Origin of the sequence: Caballeronia sp. GAWG1-5s-s (assembly GCF_023631445.1) — a bacterium.
Lineage (GTDB): Bacteria > Pseudomonadota > Gammaproteobacteria > Burkholderiales > Burkholderiaceae > Caballeronia.
In genome coordinates, this window is sequence record NZ_JALQDC010000022.1 from 440,305 (window position 1) to 466,124 (window position 25,820).

General features: G+C 63.8%; 24 protein-coding genes and 1 pseudogene. 17 read left to right on the plus strand and 8 right to left on the minus strand.

The window, feature by feature from the left end:
* Positions 1-313: 313 nt before the first annotated feature.
* From NCR34_RS16320 to NCR34_RS16340, 5 genes are all read left to right on the plus strand, one after another.
* Entirely contained in the window at positions 314-745 is a 432-nt protein-coding gene (locus NCR34_RS16320) for an OsmC family protein (RefSeq protein ID WP_175941681.1), read from the plus strand.
* 159 nt (positions 746-904) lie between these two features.
* A complete protein-coding gene (locus tag NCR34_RS16325) occupies positions 905-1,999 on the plus strand; it encodes a calcium:cation antiporter (protein ID WP_250500486.1) in 1,095 nt (364 codons plus the stop codon).
* A 115-nt stretch (positions 2,000-2,114) separates the two neighbouring features.
* The gene (locus tag NCR34_RS16330; RefSeq protein WP_371747426.1) at positions 2,115-2,924 is read left to right on the plus strand and encodes an ABC transporter substrate-binding protein; all 810 of its coding nucleotides are present in this window, start codon (positions 2,115-2,117) and stop codon (positions 2,922-2,924) included.
* An 85-nt stretch (positions 2,925-3,009) separates the two neighbouring features.
* A complete protein-coding gene (locus tag NCR34_RS16335) occupies positions 3,010-4,131 on the plus strand; it encodes a succinylglutamate desuccinylase/aspartoacylase family protein (protein ID WP_250500487.1) in 1,122 nt (373 codons plus the stop codon).
* A gap of 126 nt (positions 4,132-4,257) precedes the next feature.
* Positions 4,258-4,404, plus strand: a complete 147-nt coding sequence (locus NCR34_RS16340) for a hypothetical protein (RefSeq protein WP_175941675.1) — start codon at positions 4,258-4,260, stop codon at positions 4,402-4,404.
* A gap of 102 nt (positions 4,405-4,506) precedes the next feature.
* On the opposite strand, the gene NCR34_RS16345 is transcribed toward NCR34_RS16340, so the two are convergent.
* The 3 genes from NCR34_RS16345 to NCR34_RS16355 all read right to left on the minus strand — a co-directional run bounded on the left by NCR34_RS16345 (position 4,507) and on the right by NCR34_RS16355 (position 8,795).
* Positions 4,507-5,907 (minus strand): NCS2 family permease, encoded by a 1,401-nt coding sequence (locus NCR34_RS16345; protein WP_244850135.1) that lies wholly within the window; start codon positions 5,905-5,907, stop codon positions 4,507-4,509.
* A 334-nt stretch (positions 5,908-6,241) separates the two neighbouring features.
* Entirely contained in the window at positions 6,242-7,975 is a 1,734-nt protein-coding gene (gene ggt / locus NCR34_RS16350) for a gamma-glutamyltransferase (protein ID WP_250500488.1), read from the minus strand.
* Positions 7,976-8,033: 58 nt separating this feature from the next.
* Positions 8,034-8,795, minus strand: coding sequence for an SDR family NAD(P)-dependent oxidoreductase (locus tag NCR34_RS16355; protein ID WP_250500489.1), 762 nt, complete (start codon positions 8,793-8,795; stop codon positions 8,034-8,036).
* Positions 8,796-8,978: 183 nt separating this feature from the next.
* Between NCR34_RS16355 and NCR34_RS16360 the strand changes: the two genes are divergently transcribed.
* Positions 8,979-9,449 (plus strand): VOC family protein, encoded by a 471-nt coding sequence (locus NCR34_RS16360; RefSeq protein WP_250500490.1) that lies wholly within the window; start codon positions 8,979-8,981, stop codon positions 9,447-9,449.
* An 85-nt stretch (positions 9,450-9,534) separates the two neighbouring features.
* On the opposite strand, the gene NCR34_RS16365 is transcribed toward NCR34_RS16360, so the two are convergent.
* On the minus strand, positions 9,535-9,678 hold the full coding sequence (locus NCR34_RS16365; RefSeq protein ID WP_250500491.1) for a hypothetical protein: 144 nt from the start codon (positions 9,676-9,678) through the stop codon (positions 9,535-9,537).
* Positions 9,679-9,798: 120 nt separating this feature from the next.
* On the opposite strand from NCR34_RS16365, the gene NCR34_RS16370 reads away from it, so the two are divergent.
* From NCR34_RS16370 to oxlT, 7 genes are all read left to right on the plus strand, one after another.
* Positions 9,799-11,433, plus strand: coding sequence for a peptide ABC transporter substrate-binding protein (locus tag NCR34_RS16370; RefSeq protein ID WP_250500492.1), 1,635 nt, complete (start codon positions 9,799-9,801; stop codon positions 11,431-11,433).
* 18 nt (positions 11,434-11,451) lie between these two features.
* Positions 11,452-12,372: an ABC transporter permease subunit gene (locus tag NCR34_RS16375; RefSeq protein ID WP_250500493.1), complete on the plus strand. Its 921-nt coding sequence runs from the start codon at positions 11,452-11,454 to the stop codon at positions 12,370-12,372.
* Positions 12,373-12,383: 11 nt separating this feature from the next.
* A complete protein-coding gene (locus tag NCR34_RS16380; RefSeq protein WP_502800087.1) occupies positions 12,384-13,274 on the plus strand; it encodes an ABC transporter permease subunit in 891 nt (296 codons plus the stop codon).
* Positions 13,275-13,277: 3 nt separating this feature from the next.
* Positions 13,278-14,276, plus strand: coding sequence for an ABC transporter ATP-binding protein (locus NCR34_RS16385; protein ID WP_250500494.1), 999 nt, complete (start codon positions 13,278-13,280; stop codon positions 14,274-14,276).
* Entirely contained in the window at positions 14,269-15,258 is a 990-nt protein-coding gene (gene oppF, locus NCR34_RS16390) for a murein tripeptide/oligopeptide ABC transporter ATP binding protein OppF (protein ID WP_250500495.1), read from the plus strand. Before NCR34_RS16385 ends, oppF begins: the two co-directional genes overlap by 8 nt.
* Positions 15,259-15,420: 162 nt before the next feature.
* Positions 15,421-16,818 (plus strand): OprD family outer membrane porin, encoded by a 1,398-nt coding sequence (locus NCR34_RS16395; RefSeq protein WP_250500496.1) that lies wholly within the window; start codon positions 15,421-15,423, stop codon positions 16,816-16,818.
* A 344-nt stretch (positions 16,819-17,162) separates the two neighbouring features.
* A complete protein-coding gene (oxlT, locus tag NCR34_RS16400; RefSeq protein ID WP_250500497.1) occupies positions 17,163-18,476 on the plus strand; it encodes an oxalate/formate MFS antiporter in 1,314 nt (437 codons plus the stop codon).
* A gap of 106 nt (positions 18,477-18,582) precedes the next feature.
* Here the strand turns inward: oxlT and NCR34_RS16405 are convergent.
* From NCR34_RS16405 to hmpA, 4 genes and pseudogenes are all read right to left on the minus strand, one after another.
* Positions 18,583-18,801 (minus strand): annotated as a pseudogene (locus NCR34_RS16405) (NO-inducible flavohemoprotein); the annotation flags it as partial.
* Positions 18,802-18,856: 55 nt separating this feature from the next.
* Positions 18,857-19,294: an immunity 50 family protein gene (locus NCR34_RS16410; RefSeq protein ID WP_250500498.1), complete on the minus strand. Its 438-nt coding sequence runs from the start codon at positions 19,292-19,294 to the stop codon at positions 18,857-18,859.
* Positions 19,295-19,305: 11 nt separating this feature from the next.
* On the minus strand, positions 19,306-20,274 hold the full coding sequence (locus tag NCR34_RS16415) for a hypothetical protein (protein WP_250500499.1): 969 nt from the start codon (positions 20,272-20,274) through the stop codon (positions 19,306-19,308).
* Positions 20,275-20,411: 137 nt separating this feature from the next.
* On the minus strand, positions 20,412-21,596 hold the full coding sequence (hmpA, locus tag NCR34_RS16420; protein WP_250500500.1) for an NO-inducible flavohemoprotein: 1,185 nt from the start codon (positions 21,594-21,596) through the stop codon (positions 20,412-20,414).
* Positions 21,597-21,715: 119 nt separating this feature from the next.
* Here hmpA and norR point away from each other — a divergent pair, with 119 nt between their 5' ends.
* The 4 genes from norR (at position 21,716) to NCR34_RS16440 (ending at position 25,820) form a co-directional block, all read left to right on the plus strand.
* A complete protein-coding gene (gene norR / locus NCR34_RS16425) occupies positions 21,716-23,305 on the plus strand; it encodes a nitric oxide reductase transcriptional regulator NorR (protein WP_250500501.1) in 1,590 nt (529 codons plus the stop codon).
* 373 nt (positions 23,306-23,678) lie between these two features.
* The gene (locus tag NCR34_RS16430) at positions 23,679-24,368 is read left to right on the plus strand and encodes a c-type cytochrome (protein WP_502800092.1); all 690 of its coding nucleotides are present in this window, start codon (positions 23,679-23,681) and stop codon (positions 24,366-24,368) included.
* Between the two features lie 11 nt (positions 24,369-24,379).
* A complete protein-coding gene (locus tag NCR34_RS16435) occupies positions 24,380-25,648 on the plus strand; it encodes a c-type cytochrome (protein WP_502800088.1) in 1,269 nt (422 codons plus the stop codon).
* A 13-nt stretch (positions 25,649-25,661) separates the two neighbouring features.
* Positions 25,662-25,820: a hypothetical protein gene (locus NCR34_RS16440; protein ID WP_175941648.1), complete on the plus strand. Its 159-nt coding sequence runs from the start codon at positions 25,662-25,664 to the stop codon at positions 25,818-25,820.

The following is a 25,820-nucleotide window of genomic DNA, read 5'->3' on the forward strand; positions in this document are numbered from 1 at the left end:
GCTAGGCGGCTCCCCGGGTCGCGGCGCGTCGTGCAAATGAATTCATGTTTTAAGCGTGCAGAGAGTTGAACGAGCCCACGCATGCTAAGTGAATCGGCGGTGCTTCGCCATCTGAACAAAAGTCGTGCGGCAGCGCGCTTCCTGCGCCGCGAGCACCGATCCGCTACGATGGACCCGACGCTTCGCGCAGTGCTTCGGCGCGACGCGTTCATCGACAAGCGTCATCGAGACCGGACGCGTCGTGCGCATTGATCGAAGCGAGGCCAGCGCGCCCGGTCGAACGCAACTGAAACCATCTTCACGGAGAACTCTCGTGCAAAAGACTGCATCGGCTAAATGGAGCGGCGGCATCAAGGACGGCAAGGGTTTCATCTCGACGCAAACCGGCGTGCTCAACGAAGCGCCGTATGGATTCAAGTCGCGCTTCGAGGAAGGTCCGGGCACGAACCCCGAAGAACTGATCGGCGCGGCGCACGCCGGCTGTTTTACGATGGCGCTATCGCTGCAACTCGAACAGGCGGGCATGAAGGCGGAAAGCCTCGAAACGAAGTCGACGGTCACGCTGGAGAAAGACGGCGAAGGCTTCACGATCACGTCGTGCCAGCTCGACCTGAAGGCGAAGATTCCCGGCGCGGACAAGGCCGCGTTCGACAAGGCCGCTCAGGCGGCGAAAGAGGGCTGCCCGGTGTCGAAACTGTTTGCCGGCAATGCGAAGATCACGCTGAACGCGGAACTCGAGTCGTAATTCGCCACCGAACGGCGCATCGCGGACGGCTCAGGCCGTCCGTTTTGTTTTGTGTCGCGCTTTTTGCGTTGTCGTCGGCGCGCGGTCCGCCCGCTATCATGCCGATGGACCGTCGCCGCAGGCCGACGATCCCATTCACCCGACAAGCCCGGAGCGCCGATGAAACTCAAGCTCGACTGGACCCTCGTTGCGCCGATTCTCGCGCTCGTCGTGCTCGGCGCGACCGCGCTCATTCACGGCGCCGTGCTGACCACGCTGGCGGCGGTCGCGCTGGCGTTCGCCGTGTTCGCGGCGGTGCATCACGCCGAGGTGGTCGCGCATCGCGTCGGGGAGCCGTTCGGCACGCTGGTGCTCGCGGTGGCGGTCACGGTGATCGAAGTAGCGCTGATCGTCTCCGTCATGCTGTCCGGTGGTCCCGAGAAGGCGGCATTGCCGCGCGATACCGTGTTCGCCGCGATCATGATCTGCGGCAACGGCATCGTCGGGCTGTGCCTGCTGATGGGCGGCCTGCGGCATCGCGTGCAAGACTTCCAGCTGCAAGGCGCGAGCGCGGCGCTCGCCATTCTCTGCGCGCTTTCCGTGCTGACGCTCGTGTTGCCGAACTTCACGAGCACGGTGGTCGGCCCGGCGCTTTCGACGTCGCAACTGATTTTCGTCGGCGTGGTGTCGCTCGTGCTGTACATGATGTTCGTGTTCGTGCAGACCATCCGCCATCGCGATTATTTTCTGCCGTTCGCGCCGAAGGCCGCGAGTTCGCCCGATGCCGCCGACGACGGCCCGCACGCGCCGCCGCCCAGTAACGGTGAAGCGTGGATTGCGCTCGCGTTTCTGATGCTGTCGCTCGTCGCGGTAGTCGGGCTCGCCAAGCTGCTTTCGCCGGCCGTCGAGGCGGGCGTGGCGGCAGCGGGCGCGCCCGAGGCGGTCGTCGGCGTCGTGATCGCCGCGCTCGTGCTGCTTCCCGAAGGCTTCGCTGCGTTGCGCGCGGCGCGGCTCGACCGCTTGCAGACGAGCCTCAACCTTGCCCTCGGCTCGGCGCTCGCCAGCATCGGACTGACGATTCCGGCGGTGGCGATCGTGTCGATCGCCATCGGCCAGCCGATCGCGCTCGGCCTCGCGCCGAAGGAAATCACGATGCTCGCGCTGACGCTCGTCGTTTCCGTCATCACGCTCGGCACGGGCCGCTCGACGGTGCTGCAAGGCGTCGTGCATCTCGTCATTTTCGCGGCGTTTCTGTTCCTTTCTGTCGTGCCGTGACGCATTGCGTTTGCTACCATTCAGGGTTTTCCCGAAAGGGGCCACCGCGCGCCGCGTGTTTCGAAGTAGAGGAACGCAGCGCGCCAGCAATCACCGCAAGTCTCGAAGGATTGGAATGTCGCAGAAGAAGTTCGTCAGCAAGTCCGCATCGTTCGCTCTGCGCGCGATGCTCGCCGCACTCGCCATCACCTCGTTCTCCGCGCACGCGAAGGACATCACGCAAATCCGCTTCGCCGTGGATCCGTCGTATCCGCCGTTCGAATCGAAGCAGCCTGACGGCAAGCTCGTCGGGTTCGACATCGACCTCGGCAACGCCTTGTGCGCGCAAATGAAGGTCAAGTGCGTCTGGGTCGAGAATAATTTCGACGGCATGATTCCCGGCCTGAAAGCGCGCAAGTTCGACGCCGTGCTCTCCGACATGGGCATCACCGAAGAGCGTCTGAAGCAGATCGACTTCACCGAGCCGCTCTACGACACGCACGCGCAACTCGTCGCGCGCGCCGGCTCCGGCATTCTGCCGACGCCGCAGGCGCTCAAGGGCAAGCGCGTCGGCGTCGAGCAGGGCACCGTGCAGGAACGCTACGCGAAGGCGAAGTGGGAACCGCAAGGCGTGACGGTCGTCGCGTACGGCGATCAGGAACAGGTCGAAGGCGACCTCGTCGCGGGCCGAATCGACGCCATGTTCACGGACGCGGCGCAGGCGGCCATCGGCTTTCTGAAGAAGCCGCAGGGCAAGCCGTTCGCGCTCGTCGGGCCGATCGTGGAAGACAAGGCGCTCATCGGTCCGGGCACGGCCATCGGCCTGCGCAAGGGCGACGCCGATCTGCAGAAGGGCCTGAATCAGGCGTTCGACGCGATCAAGAAGGACGGCACGTTCAAGCGCATCATGGCGAAGTACTTCGCGACCGACGTTTCCATTCAGTAAGCGCCAAGCGTCGCGCATCCGGTCGAAAGGCATCGCTCGCGGTGCCTTTCGTTTTTTCAGGCGGCAGTTTCGAAGGTCAGGCGCCATGCAGATTCACGATCATCCGCTCGTCGGCGCCGCGCTCGGCACCCGGCGCGCGATCAGGAGTTATTCGTTCGGACCGGCCGACGACGCCACGCCGAAGGTCTATATCCAGGCATCGCTGCATGCCGACGAGTTGCCCGGCATGGTGGTCGCGTGGATGCTCAAGCGCCGCTTTGCCGAACTCGAAGCCGCGGGCATGCTCAACGCGCGGATCGTGCTCGTGCCGGTGGCGAATCCCGCCGGGCTGAATCAGCATTGGTTCGGTACGCACATGGGTCGCTTCGACATGCAATCGGGACACGACTTCAACCGGCGCTTTCCCGATCCCGGTCCGGCGCTGGCGACGCAACTAGAAGGCCGCCTGACCGACGACGCCGCGCGCAACGCAGACCTGGTCCGCGCCGCGTTGCGCCTGCACTTCGCCGCGAGGGAAGGCGCGACGGAACTGGAATCGCAACGCATCGCGCTGATGCGTCTTGCCTGCGACGCGCATCTCGTCATCGATCTGCATTGCGACTGGGAGGCCGTCGCGCATCTGTACACGACGCCGGATGCGTGGGCCGCCATCGAGCCGCTCGCGCGCTTTATCGGCAGCGAGGCGCAATTGCTGGCGGACGTGTCGGGCGGCGAGCCGTTCGACGAAGCATGCACGTCGGCCTGGCGCTTGTTGCGCGATGCGTTCGGCGCGCGTTTCCCGATTCCGACCGGCGTCACGCCGGTCACGCTCGAACTGCGCGGCGTGCGCGATGTATCGCACGAGATGGCGGCGCACGACGCGCAAGCGATCGTCGACTATCTGACGCATGCGGGATTCATTCATGGCGATGCGCCCGGGCCGCCGCCGCTTTGCCATCCCGCGACGCCGCTTGCCGGCTGCGAGTACCTCCATGCGCCGGCGTCGGGCGTGATCCTGCATCGGCGCGAGGTCGGCGAGCGCGTGCGTGCCGGCGAGACGATCGCGCACATTCTCGATCCGATCGAGGACCGGCTTGTCCCGCTCGTCGCGCAGACGGAAGGCGTGCTGTACGCGCGTCACTGGACGCGCTTCGCGACGACAGGAATGCTGGTCGCGCGGATCGCGGGCAACGGACCGGCGCGTCACGGCGAACTGCTGGCGAAGTGAGGAATCGGAAAATGCGACCGGCCGACCGACGTGAGACGGTGTAGCTTTTTTGAGAATTAGTTGCAATGCAGCATGAAAAGCGTATAGTTAGGGTTATCCCCTAGCTACTTACCCTGAGAGCCTCTCATGAAAACCACCGCTCAACAATCTGTGCTCGTTTCGTTCGGTTCGTGGATGCGCGCGGCGAAGGCTGCGGTGCGTCGCGAGTGGAATCGCGCGCTGCAATTGCATCTGCAGAACTGCGAGATCCTCGTCGAAGCGTATCGCAAGTAAGTCCGAGTCCGCCTCGGCCTGACGCCCGGTCAAGCGCATCAGCATTGGACAAAGCCCCGGAAGCAAGCGCTTCCGGGGCTTTGTCGTTTCAGCGCACTGCGTTCAGATCGCCCAGCCGCCCAGATAGAAGACCGCCAGTGCCGCTGCGATCGCCACCGTTCCCACGTTCAGCTTGCGAATCTCGCCCGCGACGACGCGCCCGATCACCAGCGTGCAGAAGCCGAGCATGATGCCGGTCACGATGTTCGCCGTCAGCACGATGAACACCGCGCACACGAGTCCCGACATCGTGTCCACCGTGTCATCCATGTGCAGCTTCGCGACGTTGCCGAGCATCAGCAAGCCGACGTACATCAGCGCGGGCGCCGTCGCGTAAGAGGGCACGAGGCTCGCGAGCGGCGAGAGGAACATCACCGCGAGAAAGAGCGCGCCGACGACGCTCGCCGCAAGACCCGTTTTCGCGCCCGCCGCCACGCCGACCGACGATTCGATATACGCCGCCGCCGGCGCGCCGCCGAAACACGCGGAGAAAATCGAGCTGATGGAATCCGCCGTCAGCGCGCGGCCGCCGTTCACGATGCGTCCATTCGCGTCGATCTGGCCCGCCTGGCCCGCGACCGCGCGGATGGTGCCGGTGGCGTCGAACACCGCGGTCATCACGAGGGCGAGCACGCTCGGCAGCACGGCCATCGACAGCGCGCCTTTAATGTCCATCGCGCCGATCAGCGACGCATGACCCGGCGCGGACAGCGACGGCAACGCGAACACGCCATGAAAGCGCACGGCCGGATCGATCACGAGACCGATCGCCGAGAGTCCGATCACCACCAGCAGAATGCCGCCCGGCACGCGCCGGCGCTCCAGACCGAAGATCGCCGCGAGCCCGGCCACGGACATCAGCACGGGCAGCGCCGTGATGTGACCGAGCGAGACCGGCATGCCCGGCGCGGGATTCTTCACGATCAAACCGACATCGTTGGATGCGATCAGAAGCAGAAACAGCCCGATGCCGATGCCCGTGCCATGCGCGACGCCCGTCGGCAGATTGCGCAGAATCCACGAGCGCACGCCGGTCACGGAAATCGCCGTGAACACGACGCCCATCAGGAACACCGCGCCGAGCGCGATGGCGGGCGAGAGCCCCTTGCCGAGCACGAGCCCGAACGCGGTGAACGCGGTCAGCGAAATGGCGCAGCCGATGGCGATCGGCAGGCGCGCCCACACGCCCATCAGCAGCGAGCCGAACGCGGTGGTGAGGCACACGGCCACGAACACCGCGCTTGTATCGAAGCCCGCTTTGCCGAGCATGCCCGGCACGACGAACACGGAATAGACCATCGCGAGAAAGGTCGTGACGCCGGCCACGACTTCGCGTTTGGGCGTGCTGCCCGCTCGCGAGATGCCGAAGTAGCGGTCGAGCACGCCGCCGCTGGCCGTCTGAACATCCTGTTCCCGATTGACGGGCGTGATATCGCCAAGCTGCTGGGCGGGGGATTCCAACATGAGCTGCTCCTTTATCAGCACGCTGAAACGAATGGCCGTGCGCGCGTCGATGCGCACTGCGGTTCCGTCGTCAGGGTCGTCTCGTATGTAGTTCTGGATGGGCCGGGTGCGTCGCGCGCAGCGGCGCATGGTGCACTCGGTCAGGACAGAGACTAGGGGAACGAAACGCGCGGTCCAATCCCGCGCGAAACATGCCGCTCATGCCAGCATTCTTATATTTCTGAGCATCCCGCCTAGGACGGGCGTAAGAGCGCGACCGGCGAAAGCCGGACTAGGGCAAATGCCTAGTCCGGACCGACCACGATACTTTCACGCTGTAAGCGTCCGCATGCCTTTACTGAACGACGCGCGACACGCCGCGCCCGCGCGGATCGGACATCGGCTCAGGCGTTTCGCCGTTGATGCGGATAGCCTGAATATCGCCGTTGAAGCCTTGCATCGAGAACGTGTAGCCCTTCGCCTGCAGTTGCTTCACGACCTCCGGATCGAGCTGATGGAACGGCTCCTGATAGATCGTGTTGGGCGGCAGCAGTTGATGGTGAAAGCGCGTCGCGCCGACGGCTTCCGGCAACGGCATCTGGAAGTCGTACACGTTCGACAGCACCTGGAAGATCGACGTGAAAATGCGCGATCCGCCCGGCGTGCCGATCACCATCGCGACCTGATCGTCCTTCGTGAGGATGGTCGGTGTCATCGACGAGAGCGGGCGCTTGCGCGGCGCGATGGCGTTCGCGTCGCTGCCCACGACGCCGAACATGTTCGCCACGCCCGGTTTCGCGGAGAAGTCGTCCATCTCGTCGTTCAGCACGACGCCCGTGCCTTCCGCGACCACGCCGGCGCCGAAGTAACCGTTGATCGTGTACGTGTTCGACACCGCGTTGCCCCACTTGTCGACGACCGAGAAGTGCGTCGTCTCCGCCTTCTCGGGCATCGACGTGCCGAGCCCCGGTTGCACGCTCTTGGTATCGGACGGCGTCTCCGGATTCACTTCCTGCGCGCGCTTCAGAATGTAGTCGTCGTCGATCAGTTGCGCGACCGGCACCTTGTAGAAGTCGGGATCGCCGAGATACTGCGCGCGGTCGGCGAACACGCGCTTCTCGATTTCCGCGACGAGGTGAATGTACTGCGCGGAATCCAGCGGCACGCCTTCGAACTTGTCCTTCAGGTCGGCCTTCATCTTCAGCAACTGCACGAGGCCGATGCCGCCCGAACTCGGCGGCGGGGCGGTGATCACGCGATAGCCGTTCCAGCTCGCCACCACCGGCTGCCGCCAGACCGCCTTGTACTCCTTCAGATCGCGCGCGGTGATGAGTCCGTGTCCGGTCATCGACGTGGCGATCAGCTCCGCGGTCTTGCCCTGATAAAAGCCCTTCGCGCCCTTGTCCGAGATGCGCTGCAACGTCTGCGCGAGATCCGGCTGCTTGAACACTTCGCCCGCTTTCATGCCGCCGAAATACAGGTCGAAGTTCGTCTTGCCGGCGAAGTCTTTCGACGCGCGATCGCGCCGCTCGATCAGTTGATCGTCGACGACGAAACCGTCCTGCGCGTACTGAATCGCCGGCGCGAGCACCTGCTTCCATTTCAGCCTGCCGAAACGCTTCTGCGCTTCCCACATGCCTTCCACCGTGCCCGGCACGCCGACCGCGCGATGCCCGTAGAGGCTCATGCCCTTGATGACCTCGCCCTTGTCGTCGAGGTACATGTTGCGCGTGGCGGAAATCGGCGCGCGCTCGCGGTAGTCGAGGAAGTACGGCCGATGGTCCACGTAAAGCGTCATGAACCCGCCGCCGCCGATGTTGCCCGCTTCCGGATACGTGACCGCGAGCGTGAACGCGATGGCGACGGCCGCGTCGACTGCGTTGCCGCCCTGCTTGAAGATTTGCTCGGCCGTGTCGGCGGCGTACTTGTCCGCGACGGCGACGGCGGAGGCGGTCAGGACTTGCGGCTGCGTGTCCGCTGTCTTCGCATACGCGGGCGACGTTTCGACGAAGCCCGCGACGCTGAACGCGGCGACGGCCGCGGCCGTCAGCGCGAGGGACCGAAAGCAATGTTGCTGTTTCAACGGCATCTCCTGCATTCTCCTTTTTTCGGTAGCGACTTGCGCCTTATAACACGGCCGGCGCGCCTCACGGCATCAACTGGCCGCCGTTGACGTCGATGATCTGGCCGGTCACGTAGCGCGACATCGCCTCCGACGCGAGATAGAGAAACGCGCCGCTGCAATCGTCCGCTTCGCCGATATAGCCCATCGGGATCGACTTGCGGAAGCCTTCGAGTTGCTCGGGCGTCGAGAAACGGTCATGAAACGGCGTGCCGATCACGCCCGGCGCGACGGCGTTCACGCGGATGCGGTCGGCGGCGAATTCCTTCGCCATGCCCTTCGTGATGGTGCTGACGAAGCCTTTCGACGCCGCGTACAGCAGCGCGCCCGGACCGCCGCCGTTGCGCGCCGCCACCGACGTCACGTTGATGATCGAGCCGCCGCCGCCCGAGCGCAGCGAAGGCAGCGCCGCGCGCGTGAACGCGACGACCGAACGCGCATTGATGTTGATGACGTCGTCGAAGAGTTCGTCGGTCGCGCTTTCGAGCGGCTCGCGCTTCACGAGACTGCCCGCGTTGTTGATGAGCACGTCGATCTTGCCGAACGCATCGACCGTTTGCGCGACGGCGGCCACGATCGCCTTCGAATCGCGCACGTCCGCGCCGACGGTGATCGCGCTGACGCCGAGCGCGCGCACGTCTTTCGCGACTTCCTCGGCCTGGTCCTTCGAACTGTTGTAATGCACCGCGACATTCGCGCCGTAACGCCCGAACGCGCGGGCCGCCGCCGCGCCGATGCCCGTGCTCGCGCCCGTGATGAGGATCGACTTGCCTTTCAGATCGTGCATGAGTGCTCCGTTTGATGGGGAAGTGGGACGTGCTCCGACCGAGAGTATGAAGCGAATAGTGAAAACTTGTTAAGGGCGCGTGGCGGCGCTTTGCGGCGCTCGCCCAAAACCGGCACCATCTTAAGTGCGCCGCCGGTGGCGAATGCGGCGTCCGCTAACCTTTGCCGATTCCAGGAGGCATTCATGAGTGCACCAGTCGATCCCATTCCCGAAGGCCGTCATGGCGTGATTCCGTATATCGCGGTGGCGGGCGGCGTCGCGGCCATCGACTTCTACAAGAAAGCGTTCGGCGCGACCGAAGTCTTCACCATGCAGGAGCCGGGCGGGCGCGTCGGGCATGCGGAGCTGCTGATCGGCGGCAATCCGTTTTATCTGAGCGACGAATTCCCCGAAATGGAGGTGAGAGGTCCGCTTGCGATCGGCGGCACGCCGGTGATGCTGCATCTGTACGTGGAAGACGTCGATGCCGTGGTGCAGCGCGCCGTCGACGAGGGCGCGACCATTCTGCGCCCGGTCGAAGACCAGTTCTACGGCGACCGCGGCGGCAAGCTGCGCGACCCGTTCGGCCACGTCTGGTGGATTGCGACGCACAAGGAAGACGTATCGCCCGAGGAATTGCGCGCTCGCGCGGAACGCCTCTTCGGCGGAGGCTGATCTTGCGGTGAGCGTGTCGTCGCGCAATTTCCGCGACGACACGCTGCGGTCCGTTCGGTCGAGCCGCCGCAGGCTCGCTCCGGTCCTAGTCGCTCATTCGGGCGATATTTCGAAAAATTTCGTCATCAAGCGCGATTGCGGGTGGCATCCGCATGACCGATGCGAAATACTCGCTGCCAGTCATCAAACGCGCCGAGGCCGCTCGGAAATCTTCCAGAAAGCGGTGCATGCCTTGGCATTCTTCAGTGATGCTAAGTGTTAGATGCCATTCCGTTTAGCCAGACGCGGCTAAACGCGGTGGCATTCAAGCAACGAAAACAAGCAATACAACGAGACAAGAAGGAATCCTATGAAGTCGTTCGCCACTTTCGCTTTCCTCCAACGCGCGTCAGTCGCTGCGGCGAGCACAGCGTTTCTCCTTGCGGCGATGCCTGCCACAGCCGCCATCGTCCCGCCCGGCGTGACGCTTGCCGCGAAGCAGGAACTGGTGCGCAACAACGGTTCGGAAGTGGAGACGCTCGATCCGGCGCTCGTGGAATCGGTCGGCGCGGCGAATCTGGCGCGCGACCTGTTCGAAGGGCTGACCGCCACCAACGGCGACGGCGCAGTCGTTCCCGGCGTCGCGGAGAAGTGGGAGCAGAAGGACCCGACCACGTGGATCTTCCATCTGCGCAAAAACGCGCGCTGGTCCAACGGCGACACGGTGACCGCGAACGACTTCGTCTACGGCTGCCAGCGTTTCATCGATCCGAAAACGGCGTCGTCGTACGCGAGCGTGTTCGGTCCGTTCCTCCTGAACGGCGCGGAGATCGTCGCGGGCAAGAAGCCGGCGAGCGCGCTCGGCGTGCGCGCCATCGACGCGACCACGCTTGAAGTCAGGACTTCCGGTCCGGTGCCGTTCCTGCCGGAATTGATGTCGAACGCGAACCTCGGGCCGGTGCATCGCGCGACGGTGGAGAAGTTCGGCAAGGAGTGGACGAAGCCGGGCAATCTCGTCAGCAACGGCCCGTTCCAGTTGAAGGACTGGCAGGTCAACAGCAAGCTCGTGCTCGCGAAGAACCCGAATTACTGGGACAAGGAACATGTCCAGTTGACGAAGGTGACGTACTTGCCGGTCGAGGACGAGAACACGGACGTCAAGCTGTTCCAGTCGGGCGAGAACGACATGACGTATCAACTGCCTACCGGCACCTATGCAAAATACCGTCAGCAATTCCCGAACGATATCCGCAACTCGCTGATTCTCGGCACGCGCTACTACAGCTTCAACAACCGCGATCCGCTGCTGAAGGACGTGCGCGTGCGCAAGGCGCTTTCCATGGTGATCGACCGTGATCTGCTCGCGCAACGCGTGACCGCCGACGGCCAGACGCCGAGCTACGGCCTGCTGCCGAAGGGCGTGAGCGGCGCGGACGTATCGGCCTATGAGTGGGCGAACTGGCCGATGGACAAGCGCGTCGCGGAAGCGAAGAAGCTGCTCGAACAGGCGGGCGTGAAGCCGGGCACGACGCTGCGCTTTGCAATGAACACGAGCGACTACAACAAGAAGATGGCGATCTTCGCGGCCTCCGAATGGAAAACGAAGCTGGGTCTTGCCACCGACATCGAATCGATGGAATTCAAGGTGCTGCTGAAGAAACGCCATGACGGCGACTACCAGATCGCGCGCAACGGCTGGGTGGCGGACTACAACGACGCGACGACCTTCCTCACGCTCGTGCAGTGCAAGTCCGAGCAGAACGACAACTTCAATTGCAATCCGAAGGCCGACGCGCTCGTCAAGCAGGCAAGCGAAACCACGGATCTCGTCAAGCGCAAGCAGTTGCTGACCGAGGCGGCCAGGCTCGTGATGGACGACTATCCGATGCTGCCGCTTCTGCAATACGGCTTGCCGCGCCTGGTGCGCAGCACGGTCGGCGGCTACTCGCTGAAGAATCCGGCGGACCACTACGGCAGCAAGGACCTCTACATCGTCAAGCATTGACGCCAAGGACGCGCTCTCATGTGGTCATATGCCCTGCGTCGCGTGCTGCTCACGCTGCCGACGCTCCTGATCGTCGTGACGGTCTGCTATCTGCTGCTGCACGCCACGCCCGGTGGTCCGTTCGACGGCGAGCGCAAGGTCTCCGCCGAAGTGCTCGCGAACCTGCAGGCGAAGTATCACCTCGGCGAGCCGTTGTGGAAGCAGTATCTGCTTTACCTCGACGGCCTGCTGCACGGCGACCTCGGCGCGTCGTTCCGTTACGCCGACTGGAGCGTGAACGAACTCGTGCTGCGCGCGCTGCCGGTGTCGCTCACCATCGGCGGCGTGTCGATGGCGCTCGCGATCGTCATCGGCGTGCTGCTCGGCGCGGGCGCGGCGCTGCGGCGCAATAGCATCGCGGACTACGCGCTGATGCTCGTCAGCAACGCGGGCAACGCGTTTCCGTCGTTCGTCATCGGGCCGGTGCTGATTCTCGTCTTTGCCATCGGCCTCAAGTGGCTGCCGGCGGGGGGCTGGAATGGAACCGACATGCGCTACATGGTTCTTCCGGTCGCGCTTCTCGTGATGATCAACGTCGCGACGGTCGGCCGCGTCACGCGCGCGAGTCTCATCGAAGTGATGAACACGCCGTACATTCGCACCGCCCGCGCGAAGGGCTTGCCGATGCGCGCCATCGTGCTGCGCCATGCGCTCAAGCCGACGCTGATCCCGGTCGTCTCCGTGATCGGGCCGCTCGCGATCTCGTCGATCACGGCGGCGGTCGTCACGGAGTCCGTGTTCTCGCTGCCCGGCATCGGCAAGCTGATCGTGAACGGCGCGGCTAACCGCGATTACACGCTGGTGCTCGGCCTCGTCGTGCTGGTCACGGTCGTGGCCGTGCTGCTCAACCTGTTGGTCGATCTCGCGTACGCTTGGCTCGATCCGAAGATCCGTTACTGAAAGGGCGCGCGATGAAATCTGCTTCTCCGGCGCCGATGCTCGAACAGGCGGTAGCAGGCCGCAGTCCGTGGCAGGACGCCCGCGCGCGCTTTCTGCGCAACAAGGCGGCGGTCGTGAGCCTCGCTCTGCTCGCCGTCATCACGCTCGCGTGCATCGTCGGGCCGTGGGTCTTGCCGAACGCGTTCGATTCCGCCGACTGGAACGCGATGAGCGCGCCGCCCACGTTCGCTCACTGGCATCTCTTCGGCACGGACGAAACCGGCCGCGACCTGCTCGTGCGCTGTCTGGTCGGCGGACGCGTCTCGCTGATGATCGGCGCGCTCGCCACGCTGACGTCCGTGACGCTCGGCATCGTGTGGGGCGCGATTGCGGGCTTTGTCGGCGGACGCGTCGACAACGCGATGATGCGCTTCGTCGACATGATGTATGCCATTCCGTACCTGCTCATCGCCATTCTGATGGTGACGCTGCTCGGCCGCGAGTTCTATCTCGTCGTGCTGACCATCACCGTGTTCTCGTGGATGGACATGGCGCGCGTGGTGCGCGGCCAGACGCTCGCCATCCGCTCGAAGGAGTACGTGGAGGCGGCGCGCGCCATCGGTGTGCCGACGCGGCGCATCATCGCTCGGCATGTGGTGCCGAATCTGCTCGGCATCGTCGCGATCTATACGACCGTCACCGTGCCGGGCGTGATTCTCACGGAGTCGGTGCTGTCGTTCCTCGGGCTCGGCGTGCAGGAGCCGATGACGAGCTGGGGCGTGCTGATTCAGGACGGCGTCGGCGTGATGGAAGCGTCGCCGTGGATTCTGCTGTTTCCGGCCGGGCTGCTGTCGGTGACGCTCTATTGCATCAATTTTGTCGGCGACGGGCTGCGCGATGCGCTCGATCCGAAGGACAGGTGAGCCATGCCGCTAGTCGAAATCAACGATCTGCGCGTCGAGTTCGCGACACACGACGCCACCGTCCGCGCGGTCAACGGCGTCAGCTTCACGCTGGAGGAGGGCGAAACGCTTGGCATCGTCGGCGAATCGGGCTCGGGCAAAAGCCAGACGGTGCTCGCCATGCTCGGGCTGCTGGCGTCGAACGGGCGCGCAAGCGGCTGCGCGATGTATCGCGGCGAGAACCTGCTCGGCATGTCCGCGAAGGCGCTCAACCGCATTCGCGGCAACCGCCTCTCGATGATCTTTCAGGACCCGATGAGCTCGCTCAATCCGTATCTGACCATCGAGCGGCAGATGACCGAAGTGCTGGAACTGCACAAGAACATGACGCGCCGCGAGGCGAAGAAGCGGGCCATCGCCATGCTGGAAGCCGTGCGCATTCCCGAGGCGGCGCATCGCATCGGACAGTATCCGCACGAGTTGTCGGGCGGCATGCGGCAGCGCGTGATGATCGCGATGGCGCTGCTCTGCGAGCCCGAAGTCCTCTTCGCGGACGAGCCGACCACCGCGCTCGACGTCACCGTGCAGGCGCAGGTGCTGCAACTGCTGCGGGATTTGCAGCGCGATTTCGGCACGTCCATCGTGTTGATCACGCATGATCTCGGCGTCGTCGCCGGCCTGTGCGAAAAGGTCATGGTGATGTACGGCGGCCGCGTGATGGAGCAGTGCGACGCCGCCACGCTGTTCGAGAAGCCTTCGCATCCGTACACCATCGGCTTGCTGCGCGCGTTGCCGCGTCTCGACCAGCAGGGCGGCGAGCTCACCGGCATTCCCGGCAATCCGCCGAACATGGCGCATCCGCCGGCGGGCTGTCCGTTCCACGAACGTTGCGCGGATGCCGCCGCCGAATGCGCCGAGCGCGCGCCCGCGCTTGCGGCGGTCGAGGGCGCGCACTGGCTGCGCGCGTGCCATCGGCCGGTGGATGCGCTGAAGACGCGTTATCGGGAGGCGAGCCATGTCTGACGCGGCATCCACCGTTCTGTCCGTGCGCGACATGCGCGTGCATTTTCAGGTGCAGGCGAAGAGCCGCCTGCCGTGGGCGCCCGCGCGCACGCTGAAGGCCGTCGACGGCGTTAGCTTCGATCTTCGCGCAGGCGAAACGCTCGGCGTGGTGGGCGAATCGGGCTGCGGGAAGTCGACGCTCTCGCGCGCCATTCTGAACCTGATTCCGGCGACGAGCGGCGACATCGTGCGGATGGGCACGAATCTCACGCGGGCCTCGCCGCGCGAATGGCATGCGGCGCGCGCCGACGTGCAGATGATCTTTCAGGACCCGCTCGCATCGCTCGATCCGCGCATGACGGTCGGGCAGATCATCGCCGAGCCGCTGACCGAGCATCGGCCGAGTATCGGCAAGCAGGAAAGCCAGGCACGCGTGCGCGCGATGATGGCGAAAGTCGGCCTGCGCGAGCAGATGATCAACCGCTATCCGCACGAGTTTTCGGGCGGGCAGTGCCAGCGTATCGGCATCGCGCGCGCGCTCATCGTGGAGCCGAAGCTGGTTATCTGCGACGAACCCGTTTCCGCGCTCGACGTTTCCATTCAGGCGCAGATCGTCAATCTGCTGAAGTCGTTGCAGTCGGAGATGGGGCTGTCGCTCATTTTCATCGCGCACGATCTGGCTGTGGTGCGCCATATCTCGGACCGCGTCATGGTGATGTACCTCGGGCGCGTGATGGAGCTTGCCGACAAGCAGGCGCTTTACGAGACGCCGCGGCATCCGTACACGCGCGCGCTGCTTTCGGCGGTGCCGGTGCCTGATCCGGCTGTCGAGCGTGGCAAGACCGTGCAGATCTTGTCGGGCGATATTCCGAGTCCCATCAATCCGCCTTCCGGCTGCGTGTTCCATACGCGTTGCCCGATGGCCGAGGCGCGATGCGCGTTGGAAACGCCCGAATTGCGCGTGCTCGATAACGGCGCGTCGGCCGCTTGCTTTTTCGCCTGATGCGCAAGTTTCCATAGCTCACGACATGCACGCGTAGGAACCCTAAGCACGCGTCGCTCGTTCCGACCGGTTCGGTCGCCGGGCGAGGCTTGTTGCAGCCGTCGATTTTGATAGTTGGTTTGTGTTGTCCGCCGGTTGAGTCAGTCGTTGGAGATACTTTTCGTGAAAAAAGAAAAACTTTCAGTCGCACTTTCGATTTTGCTGTTTAGCGGCGCGATGGCCGCGACCGTGGCCGCGTACGGCCAGGAAGCCGATACCGAGCCGCTTTCTCGCCATACCGAAACCGTCCCGAGTTCGCCGCCCAATACCGAAGCCGATGCGCCCGTGAGCAGCCAGGCGAAGTCGAAGGGCTTCATCGAGGACTCGCATTTCAATCTGCTCGGCCGCTCTTTCTCGGAACATTTCGAACCCGAGGGCGCAAAGAAGAAAGACGCGTGGGTGCTCGGCGCGCAGGCCGTATTCGAATCCGGCTTCACGCGCGGGCTGGTCGGGCTCGGCGGCGACGTGTCGATGTTCGGCGCGTTTAAGCTGAACGGCGGCAACGGCGCGGGCACCCGCGTACACGTGGGCACGGACGGCGGCGGGGCGAACCAGCTTGCGTGGGCGTATCCGGGCGTGTGGGACGTGAAGGCGCGCGTGTCGAACACGGTGCTCAAATACGGCCAGCAACTCTTCGACAACCCGTTCCTCGTGCCGCACGACAATCGCGCGTTGCCCCCGACGTATCGCGGCTTCTCGCTCGCGAGCGACGAGGTCAAGAATCTCACGCTGAAGGCCGGCACGGTGGATGGCGTGATCTCGCGCGGCATGACGACCGTAACGGGGCTTTCAACCGAATATGGCGGCAAGCACGTCTCGCAGTTCACGTACATCGGCGGAGACTGGACGCGCGGCGACGATACGGCGGTCATGCTGTACGGCAGCATCGCGAATAACGTCTGGCAGCAGTACTATCTTTCGGCGACGCAAAGCATCGGCGACGCGAAATCCGTCCGCTGGACCGGCGCGCTCAACTATTACTACACGGGCGCCGTCGGCGACAAGCGTCAGGGGCCGATCAATAATAATGCGTATAGCCTGGCGCTTGCCGGCACGCATGGCGCGCATACGCTGCAATTCGCCTTCCAGCAGATTCTCGGCGACCAGATGTTCGACTACATGCACGAGTCGGGCGGCGATTATCTTTCCAACTCACTGGATGTGGACTACAACCAGCCGCACGAAAAGTCAGTCAGTCTTTCTTATTCGCTGAATCTTAAGGACTACGGCATGCCCGGCTTCAAGGTGACGACGTGGGTCGCCTATGGGTGGGGCGCAGACGGCAGCGCGATGGCCAATAGCGGCACGGTCAACGCGAGCAGCTACATCGTGAACGGCGAACCCGTGCACGGCACGCATCACGAATTCGGCATTATTCCGAGTTACACGGTGCCGGACGGCAAGTTCAAGAACGCGTCGGTCAAGTTCTATTACATGCATCACCAAGGCAGCAAGTATTATTCGGACGGAACCAGCGACATTTATCGATTGATGGTGAATGTGCCGTTTAATGTGTTCTAACTGAGCCATCCCGTCGCGAGCGTTTACCCTACAAATACCACCCTTTACATTACGATACGCTTTCATCTATAAAGAGAGTGCGTGCAGCGGATTGCCATGTCTCGCCCACGCCCATCGCCCGGCAGCCTCGTGACTGCCGGGCTTTTTTTTCGCCACCACCTGATTAGAACATCGCTTTCATTCGCTTACAGCCGGCGTTGTCCTAAGTGGAAACCCCGTCGTTTCTTTCGCTTGACTTACTAGATATATCAAATACTGTGTATATGCGATGACGCGCTTGCGCCGTCGCAGGAGGCGTCGCTCGACGTCCGATGACACAAGGCAGCAATGCCAAGGAGACAGGCATGGGAACTGACCGGATAAACCGCCAGGTGGCTGCGTCGCGTCTTGCGTCGCCGTGGGTGCAGTTGATTTTCGGCGTCATCTGCATGGCGATGATTGCCAACATGCAGTACGGATGGACGCTCTTCGTCAATCCGATCGACGAGAAATATCACTGGGGCCGCGCGGCGATTCAGGTCGCCTTCACGATTTTCGTCGTTACGGAAACGTGGCTCGTACCGATCGAAGGTTATCTCGTCGACAAGTACGGCCCGCGCCCGGTGGTCGTTGGCGGTGGCGTCCTCTGCGCGATTGCCTGGGCGATGAACTCGATGGCGTCTTCGCTGCCGCTCCTGTATCTCGCCGCTGCGATAGGTGGCGTCGGCGCGGGCGCGGTATACGGCACGTGCGTCGGCAACGCGCTCAAATGGTTTCCGACGCGGCGCGGCCTCGCCGCGGGCATCACGGCGGCAGGCTTCGGCATGGGATCGGCGGCGACGGTCGTGCCCATCGCGCACATGATTAAATCGAGCGGCTACGAAGCGACATTCCTCTGGTTCGGGCTCGGGCAGGGACTCGTCGTCTTCTTGCTCGGCATGGCGCTGTACGCGCCGCCTGCTCAATTGCTCGCGGCGGTCAAGAGCACGGTCACGCGCGCCGTTTATAACGCGAGTCCCAAGCAGGTCCTGGCATCGCCCATCTTCTGGGTGATGTACGCAATGTTCGTGATGATGGCGGCCGGCGGCCTGATGGCGACCGCTCAGCTGGGACCGATCGCGAAGGACTTCGGTTTGCAGGATTCGCCCGTATCGATTCTCGGCCTGACGCTGCCGGCGTTGACGTTCGCGCTGACCATCGACCGTGTGCTCAACGGTCTGACGCGGCCGTTCTTCGGCTGGGTATCGGACAGAATAGGGCGTGAGAACACGATGTTTCTCGCCTTCGCGATCGAAGCGGTGGGGATCGTCGCGCTGTCCAACTTCGGCCACAACCCGACGGCGTTCGTGGTGCTGACCGGCATCGTGTTCTTCGCGTGGGGCGAGATCTACAGTCTCTTCCCCGCGACTTGCGGCGACACGTTCGGCCCGAAGTTCGCGGCCACCAACGCGGGCCTTTTGTACACAGCAAAAGGCACGGCGGCCCTGCTGGTGCCGTTTTCGAGCGTCCTCACCAAGTCGACGGGAAGCTGGCACGCCGTCTTCATGCTCGCGGCCGGAATGGCGGCACTGGCGGCGCTCCTCGCGCTCTTCGTGCTTAAGCCGATGCGCAACGCCCACACACAAAAGCATGCGCGCGAGGTGGGGCGGGAGATGGGGTATGCGCCGTTGAAAGAGTAGGCGATGTCGGCGCGGCGGGCGACCGCGCTTGATTCCAACCGCTTAGGACCAGAAACGGACCCGCCGTTGCCCAGCGCGGGTCCGTCGTCTCGACGCAAAACAACGCTCAATCAAGCGCCGCAGCCGGCCCAAAGAACTCATAGCGGCTCTGCGCTTCGGGCACGCCGAGCGCCTCGAGATGCTTCTTCACCGCCTTCATGAACGACATCGGCCCGAGAAAATAGGCATCGACATCGCGATCCGCAGGCAGCCACTGGTCGAGCAGCGCTTCGTTCAGGAAGCCGACGCCGTGCGGCTCGCTATCGCCGGCGCGCCGATTCTCATGTGGCGTGTAGCCACGCCACGCTTCAGAAGACGGCTAGCTCCGTCCGTCCGGCTCCTCAGACTTCATCGCGCGTGTAGGGGCGAACGACTCTGACAAAGCTATCGCGGCAAGTCAATTGAATATCGAGGCCGATATTCGGCATGAGGTCGAACCTGATCAGATCGTCGGGCGTTCTCGAAAAGCGCACGTCTGCAATCCATGCCGCTTCCAGCATTACATTCACGTCGATTTCTGAGCTGGTTATGTCGAGCAGTGCGAGCATGATCAAGTGACCCTGGCTCCCGTCGTTTTTTGGTGGGCCATAACGATTGTGGAGAATCTCCAGTTCAAGATCCACCAACTCGCGCAGTTTTCCCGACGGGCCGCGCTCCGTCCTTCCCCGCTTGAGACAGAAAGTTCGCACTGCGGAGTCGTGGAAAGAGGGAAAGCAATCAAATACTTCAAGCAGCGATTCGCAATTCCGAACCATTTCCCAACCGCGAGGATTGTCCATACCAGGTTTGGTTAGCGAGGGTTGATAGGCGACATTGGTAGATGCGCATTATCTCGTACCGCGCCATCGAAATTATGGCCGTGAGCGTCTCCGTGACTTTCATGGTACTGAGCGCATAGGTTGCCATCGCCATCGAAGTAGTCGACGTCTAGTCCATTGGCATTGATGCGGAAACCGCCCGGTTCGTTTCCCGTCAGGCCGACGCCTCGCGCCGCAACGTCGAAACTGTCGTCGTCGCTCGCATTCTCCGCTTCGTACTCGAACGGCTCCGCGTCAGCCAGACTTTCTGCTACCGAATCGCCGCCGTCCGTGTCATCGCGTCCGCTGCCAATAGCCCGCGCGATCCTGCCGTCCGGCAGCCTATCGCCCGGCTCTGCCCGCCAGGCCGCCATGCAGTCGTCGGCAAAGAGCCGCATGGGGGCAGGGCGCTCGTACGAGCGAACCGCCGGAATTCGCGACGCACGCCCGAACAGCTGCGATGGCGTGAACGTCACCGAAGGTAGCCTGGGCATATCACTACCGCCGTTGCCGCTGAGACCGCTTCCCCGCGTATCCGGTATGGTCACGAGTTCGCCGGATTCGATAGCGCGACGCACCTTCCATCGCGAATGTGAACCGTCGGCCTCCTCGATGCCCAAGGCCGCTTGCAATTTCGCCATCAACGCCTGATCGCGCATCCAGTCGACTGCGTCCGCCAGGAACTTGCGTCTGCTTTCAGCGGCGCGCAGCTTTTCGTCAGCGCTGACGAAGTGTCTGTCGCGCCTGAGGTACAACCTGAGCGACCACTTGTCGGCTCTTATTCCGCTATGCACTTGCGCGTGCTCCGATACCCGATGGGGAGGATTGTTATCACGCGGCAATAGGCAAGGAATAGTGCGTTTGTCTGAAACTTGAGGCGATGGTGGCGGGCGCGTCGCAAAGATGCGTCCAGCAACATGCTGAACGCCAAAGCGCTTCAATCGCGGCGACACGCCGCGCATGCGCACCTGCGGCGCGCCCGATATTCGCGTCTTCGAAAAAGGAGGCGGGCACCGGATTCGACTTCGAACCGGTCAAGACCTAAGAAACGGACTCGCCGTTGCCAGCGCGGATCCGTCATCACAACGCAAATCAACGCTCAATCAAGCGCCGCAGCCGGCCCGAAGAACTCATAGCGGCTCTGCGCTTCCGGCACGCCGAGCGCCTTGAGATGCTTCTTCACCGCCTTCATGAACGACATCGGCCCGAGGAAATACGCATCGACGTCGCGGTTCGCAGGCAGCCATTGGTCGAGCAGCGCTTCGTTCACGAAGCCGACGCCGTGCGGCTCGCTATCGCCGGCGCGCCGATTCTCATAGCAATAGAAGCGTTTGAGTTGCGGATAACGCGCGGCCAGTTCGTCGATCGTCTCGCGGAACGCGTGCGCGCCGCCGTGCCGCGCCGCGTGGATGAAATGGATCGGGCGCTTCGTCGTGGCGAGCGCGGCGTGGAGCATCGCGAGCGTCGGCGTAATGCCCACGCCGCCGCTGATCAGGACGAGCGGCTTGTCGCCGTGTTCGAGCCTGAAGTCACCTGCGGGCGGATACAAGTCGAGCGTGTGCCGTTCGTGAATGCGGTCGTGCAGGAAGCTCGACACCTTGCCTTCCTTCTCGCGCTTGACGCTGATGCGATATTCGCGGCCGTTGGGCGCCGCCGACAGCGAGTAGTTGCGACGCAGTTCCTCACCGTCGATGAACACACGCAGCCCGATGTACTGCCCCGGATGAAAATCGAGGAGACCGCCGCCGTCCTCGGGCACGAGATAGAACGACGTGATCTCGTCACTTTCCGCGACCTTGCGCGCGACGACGAAGCGCCGCGTGCCGCGCCATCCGCCCGGCGCGTGTTCGCGCTCGCTGTAGATCCCTTCCTCGAGGCCGATGAGCAGATCCGCTAGCTGGCCATAAGCAGCGGCCCACGCCTCGATGACGGCGTCGGTAGCGATGTCTGCGCCGAGCACTTCGCGGATCGACCGAAGCAGGCAGCTTCCGACGATCGGGTAATGCTCCGGCTGAATATTCAGCGCGACGTGCTTGTTGATGATCTTCTCGACGAGGCCGCCGAGCTTGTCGAGCTCGTCGATATGCCGCGCGTACATCAACACGCCGTTGGCGAGCGCGCGTTGCTGGGCGCCGCTTGCCTGATGCGCCTGATTGAACATCGGGCGCACTTCGGGGTGTTCGTTCAGCAGGGTGGCGTAGAAGTGGCGCGTGAGCGCTTCGCCGCCGCTTTCCAGAAGCGGCACGGTCGCTTTGATGATGGCTCGGTGTTCTGCTGACAGCATGGTGTAGTCCTCGTGACAAGGGCGGAGCCGAAAAGCTCCGCGAGCGGTGTGTGCCGTCACCTTATACAGCTTCTATGCCAGTGTAGAATTACCGCCGATTCAACGACTTGCGGGGAAAGATGGTCACTTCGACTCTAGTCCAAAAGACTGCCGACGTAGTCGCAATGACTTCACGCGTCGTCCTGGACGCCCTTGTGCCGTTGATCGAAGACCTGTCGCAGGACATCCCGGAGAGCGAGCGCTATCGCCGGCTGCTGAGCACGCTGCGCGCGCTTTTCCCGAGCGACGCCGCTGCGCTGTTGCGGCTCGATGGCGAGACGCTGGTGCCGCTCGCCATCGACGGTCTGTCGAGCGATACGCTCGGCCGGCGCTTCCTCGTGCGAGACCATCCGCGATTCGCGCGCATTCTGGCGCGCCCTGAGCCGACGCGCTTTCCTGCGCATTCGAGTCTCCCCGACCCCTACGACGGCCTCGTCAAGCACGCGGGCGCACACCTCGAAGTGCACGATTGCCTCGGCAGCCCGCTCTTTATCGGCGGACGTCCGTGGGGCGTGCTAACGCTCGATGCGCTCGATCCCGCGCGTTTCGACGGCATCGACATGGCTTCGCTCCAGGCATTTCTGAGTCTCACGGCGGCGACTGTGAGCGTCGCCGAACGCATCGACCGACTGGCGCGCACGAGCGAGGCGGAACGTCAGCGGGCCGAGGTGTATCGGCAGGCGAGCGGCCCGCGCCGCCGCGAGATGATCGGCAGCAGCGCGCCGCAGAAGCATTTGCTGGAAGAGATCGGGATCGTGGCGTCGAGCGATCTGACCGTGCTGATTACCGGCGAAACGGGCGTCGGCAAGGAACTCGTCGCCTCCGAGATTCACGCGCGTTCGCCCCGCGCGGACAAACCGCTCGTGAGCCTCAACTGCGCGGCGCTGCCGGATACGCTCGTCGAAAGCGAACTCTTCGGACATGTGCGCGGGGCGTTCTCGGGCGCGTCGTCGGACCGGCGCGGCAAGTTCGAACTGGCGGACGGCGGCACGCTCTTCCTCGATGAAGTCGGCGAACTGCCGCTTGCCGTGCAGGCCAAGCTGCTGCGCGTGTTGCAGAACGGCCAGTTGCAGCGCATCGGCTCGGACAGCGAGCATCGCGTGAATGTGCGGCTGATCGCTGCAACGAATCGCGATCTGGCCGAAGAAGTGCGCGGCGGACGCTTTCGCGCGGACCTGTATCACCGCCTGTCCGTGTATCCGCTCGTCGTGCCGCCGCTGCGCGAGCGTGGTCGCGATATCTTGCTGCTCGCGGGCTACTTTCTGGAGGAGAACCGGTCGCGGCTCGGCCTGTCCGGCCTGCGACTCTCCGCCGATGCGCAGGCCGCGTTGCTTGCCTACCGTTGGCCGGGCAACGTGCGCGAACTGGAGCACCTCATCGGGCGAAGCGCGTTGAAGGCGCTCGCGGGGCATCGCGAACGGCCGCGCATCCTGACTCTCACCGCCGCGGACTTCGGCGTCGGCGATACGGCGAGCGTCGCGCCGCCCGCACCGCTCGCATCGGATGCGCCCGCCGCTGTCGGCTTGCGCGAAGCGGTCACGGCATACGAGCGCACGCTGGTTCTCGATGCGCTCGCGCGCAATCAGCAGAACTGGGCATCGACGGCGCGCGAGTTGGGCATCGACCGGGCGAACCTGAACCGGCTCGCACGACGCCTCGGGCTCAAATAATGAGTGCGAATCTCGAAAAAAATCGCCGTCTCCGCAGAGCCAATCCGCAAGCACCACAGAGACCGTCAACCGCTTGGTTGAGCATCTCGAAATAATGCGCGCCTTTGATCAAACGCAAAGTTTTGCGTTGTCTTGTCACGCGCAGCGATCGCATGTATTGAGACAATCTGAGGGCTGGAGAAAACGAAGCGCGTCTCCTACCATCTGAAGAGCCAAGCACAGCCCGCCACCGGCAAGACCTTCAGCTTTGAAGAACAGCGTCGCCGTCCATTGCATGCAACCCGTTGCATGCGACCGGCCGCGCGTCTAAACGAGAACGGCAACCTGAAACGGGGGATACGTGGGAAACGTGGCTCAGCGCAGCGCCTTGTTGCTGATTTCGGCGCTCTTCACGTTTTGCGGCTTCGAGGCGTACGCCGCGGACGCGCCTCTCGAGCGCGCGCCCGACACCATGCAGGCGCGCGTCATGGGTTGCGCGGCGTGCCACGGCGCGCACGGCGAGGGCACGGACAACGATTACTTTCCGCGCCTCTCAGGCAAGCCCGCCGGTTATCTGTACAACCAATTGCTCGCGTTTCGCGACGGCCGGCGCAAGTATCCGCCGATGAACTACCTGCTTGCGTACTTGCCCGACGCGTATCTGAAACAGATCGCCGATTATTTCGCCGCCGAGCGCCCGCCGTTCCCGCCGCCGTCCGCCGTCACCGTCGATGCGAAGACGCTCGATCTCGGCAAGACGCTCGTCATGAAGGGCGATGCGTCGGGCAAGGTGCCCGCGTGCGTCAGTTGTCACGGCGCGTCGATGACCGGCATGGAGCCGGCGATCCCCGGGCTGCTCGGCCTGCATGCCGACTACATCAGCGCGCAACTCGGCGCATGGCGTTACGGCACGCGTTCGACCGTCGCGCCGGACTGCATGCGGCAGGTCGCCCAGCTTCTGAGCGAGCGGGACATCACCGCTATTTCCGCCTATCTGGCTTCGCTGCCCGCGCCGGCGAATCCGACGCCCGTCGCCGCCGGCTCGCTGAAGATGCCGCTCGCGTGCGGCAGCGTCCAACACTAGAGAGGGCCGACGTGCTTCGTTTCAGACAACTTGGGGCGCTTGCCGTAGCGGTCTTCTTCGCGGCGTGCGCCGTGCCGGCCGGCAACGCGCTGGCGCAGGCGAAGAGCGCCGATGCCGACACGGTCAAGCGCGGCGAGTATCTGGCGCGCGCGGGCGATTGCATCGCGTGTCATACGCTGCCGGCGGGCAAGACCTTTGGCGGCGGGCGTCCGATGGACACGCCGTTCGGCACGCTCTACACGCCGAATATCTCGTCGGACAAGGAGACGGGCCTGGGTTCCTGGTCCGCCGACGAGTTCTACAACATGATGCACACAGGCCGCTCGCGCGACGGCTCGCTGCTCTATCCGGCCATGCCTTTCGCGTCGTACACAAAAGTCACGCGCGCCGATTCGGATGCCATCTACGCATTCCTGATGTCCACGCCGCCGGTGCATCAGCCGAACCGTCAGCATGAGTTGCGTTTCCCGTTCAACCGGCGCGAACTGCTGATCGGCTGGCGCTCGCTGTTCTTCAGGCAGGGCGAGTATCAGCCCGATCCGAAGCAGTCCGTCGAATGGAATCGCGGCGCGTATCTGGTCGAAGGTCTCGGGCATTGCTCGATGTGCCATACCGCGATCAACGCGCTCGGCGGCAACGTCAGCTCGAAGGCGTTCGAAGGCGGCCTCATTCCGATCCAGAACTGGTACGCGCCGTCGCTCACGTCGAACAAGGAAGCAGGCCTCGGCAACTGGGGCATGGACGACATCGTCGGCTTGCTGCATGCAGGCGTCTCCGACCGCGGCGCGGTGTACGGGCCGATGGCCGAAGTGGTCTACGACAGCTTGCAGTATCTGAACGAAGACGACGTGCGCGCGATGGCCGTCTATCTCAAGGCGCTGCCCGCGCGCACCGGCGACAAGTCGGAGCCGCCGACGCAGGCCGTGGTCGAGCAGCGCACGAGTCTCTCGCCGCTCGGCAAGAAGATCTACGACGCGCAATGCGCTGTGTGTCACGCCGCGCAAGGCCAGGGCAAGCCGCCGCATTTTCCGCCGCTTGCGAACAACCAGTCGATCGTGATGAGTTCCGCGGTCAACCCGATCCGCATGGTGCTCAACGGCGGCTATCCGCCCGGCACGTTCAAGAATCCGAAGCCTTATGGCATGCCGCCGTTCGCGCAATCGCTGTCGGACGTGGAGGTGGCGGCCGTGGTCACGTATATCCGCACGACGTGGGGCAATAACGGCACGCCGGTCTCCGTGAAGGAAGTCAACGAACTGCGCTCGGCGCCTCTTTACTAGTCTCGACACGACCATGAACGACGATCCGAACGAAGACGCCAGACTCGACGAAATCGTGCGCAGCGGGCCGGGCGGGGCGCTCGCGCTCGCGGGCATTGCGACGGCCATTGTCATCGGCATCTGGTTTGTCTTTTACTTCGCCGTGTTTCTGCCTCGCGGCGTGATTCAGTGA

Coding starts and splice junctions, on each gene's coding strand:
- NCR34_RS16325 (WP_250500486.1), top strand. CDS start 905: ATGAAACTCAAGCTCGACTGGACCCTCGTTGCGCCGATTCTCGCGCTC.
- NCR34_RS16330 (WP_371747426.1), top strand. CDS start 2,115: ATGTCGCAGAAGAAGTTCGTCAGCAAGTCCGCATCGTTCGCTCTGCGC.
- NCR34_RS16335 (WP_250500487.1), top strand. CDS start 3,010: ATGCAGATTCACGATCATCCGCTCGTCGGCGCCGCGCTCGGCACCCGG.
- NCR34_RS16340 (WP_175941675.1), top strand. CDS start 4,258: ATGAAAACCACCGCTCAACAATCTGTGCTCGTTTCGTTCGGTTCGTGG.
- NCR34_RS16345 (WP_244850135.1), bottom strand. CDS start 5,907: ATGTTGGAATCCCCCGCCCAGCAGCTTGGCGATATCACGCCCGTCAAT.
- ggt (WP_250500488.1), bottom strand. CDS start 7,975: ATGCCGTTGAAACAGCAACATTGCTTTCGGTCCCTCGCGCTGACGGCC.
- NCR34_RS16355 (WP_250500489.1), bottom strand. CDS start 8,795: ATGCACGATCTGAAAGGCAAGTCGATCCTCATCACGGGCGCGAGCACG.
- NCR34_RS16360 (WP_250500490.1), top strand. CDS start 8,979: ATGAGTGCACCAGTCGATCCCATTCCCGAAGGCCGTCATGGCGTGATT.
- NCR34_RS16365 (WP_250500491.1), bottom strand. CDS start 9,678: ATGCACCGCTTTCTGGAAGATTTCCGAGCGGCCTCGGCGCGTTTGATG.
- NCR34_RS16370 (WP_250500492.1), top strand. CDS start 9,799: ATGAAGTCGTTCGCCACTTTCGCTTTCCTCCAACGCGCGTCAGTCGCT.
- NCR34_RS16375 (WP_250500493.1), top strand. CDS start 11,452: ATGTGGTCATATGCCCTGCGTCGCGTGCTGCTCACGCTGCCGACGCTC.
- NCR34_RS16380 (WP_502800087.1), top strand. CDS start 12,384: ATGAAATCTGCTTCTCCGGCGCCGATGCTCGAACAGGCGGTAGCAGGC.
- NCR34_RS16385 (WP_250500494.1), top strand. CDS start 13,278: ATGCCGCTAGTCGAAATCAACGATCTGCGCGTCGAGTTCGCGACACAC.
- oppF (WP_250500495.1), top strand. CDS start 14,269: ATGTCTGACGCGGCATCCACCGTTCTGTCCGTGCGCGACATGCGCGTG.
- oxlT (WP_250500497.1), top strand. CDS start 17,163: ATGGGAACTGACCGGATAAACCGCCAGGTGGCTGCGTCGCGTCTTGCG.
- NCR34_RS16410 (WP_250500498.1), bottom strand. CDS start 19,294: ATGGACAATCCTCGCGGTTGGGAAATGGTTCGGAATTGCGAATCGCTG.
- NCR34_RS16415 (WP_250500499.1), bottom strand. CDS start 20,274: ATGCGCGGCGTGTCGCCGCGATTGAAGCGCTTTGGCGTTCAGCATGTT.
- hmpA (WP_250500500.1), bottom strand. CDS start 21,596: ATGCTGTCAGCAGAACACCGAGCCATCATCAAAGCGACCGTGCCGCTT.
- norR (WP_250500501.1), top strand. CDS start 21,716: ATGGTCACTTCGACTCTAGTCCAAAAGACTGCCGACGTAGTCGCAATG.
- NCR34_RS16440 (WP_175941648.1), top strand. CDS start 25,662: ATGAACGACGATCCGAACGAAGACGCCAGACTCGACGAAATCGTGCGC.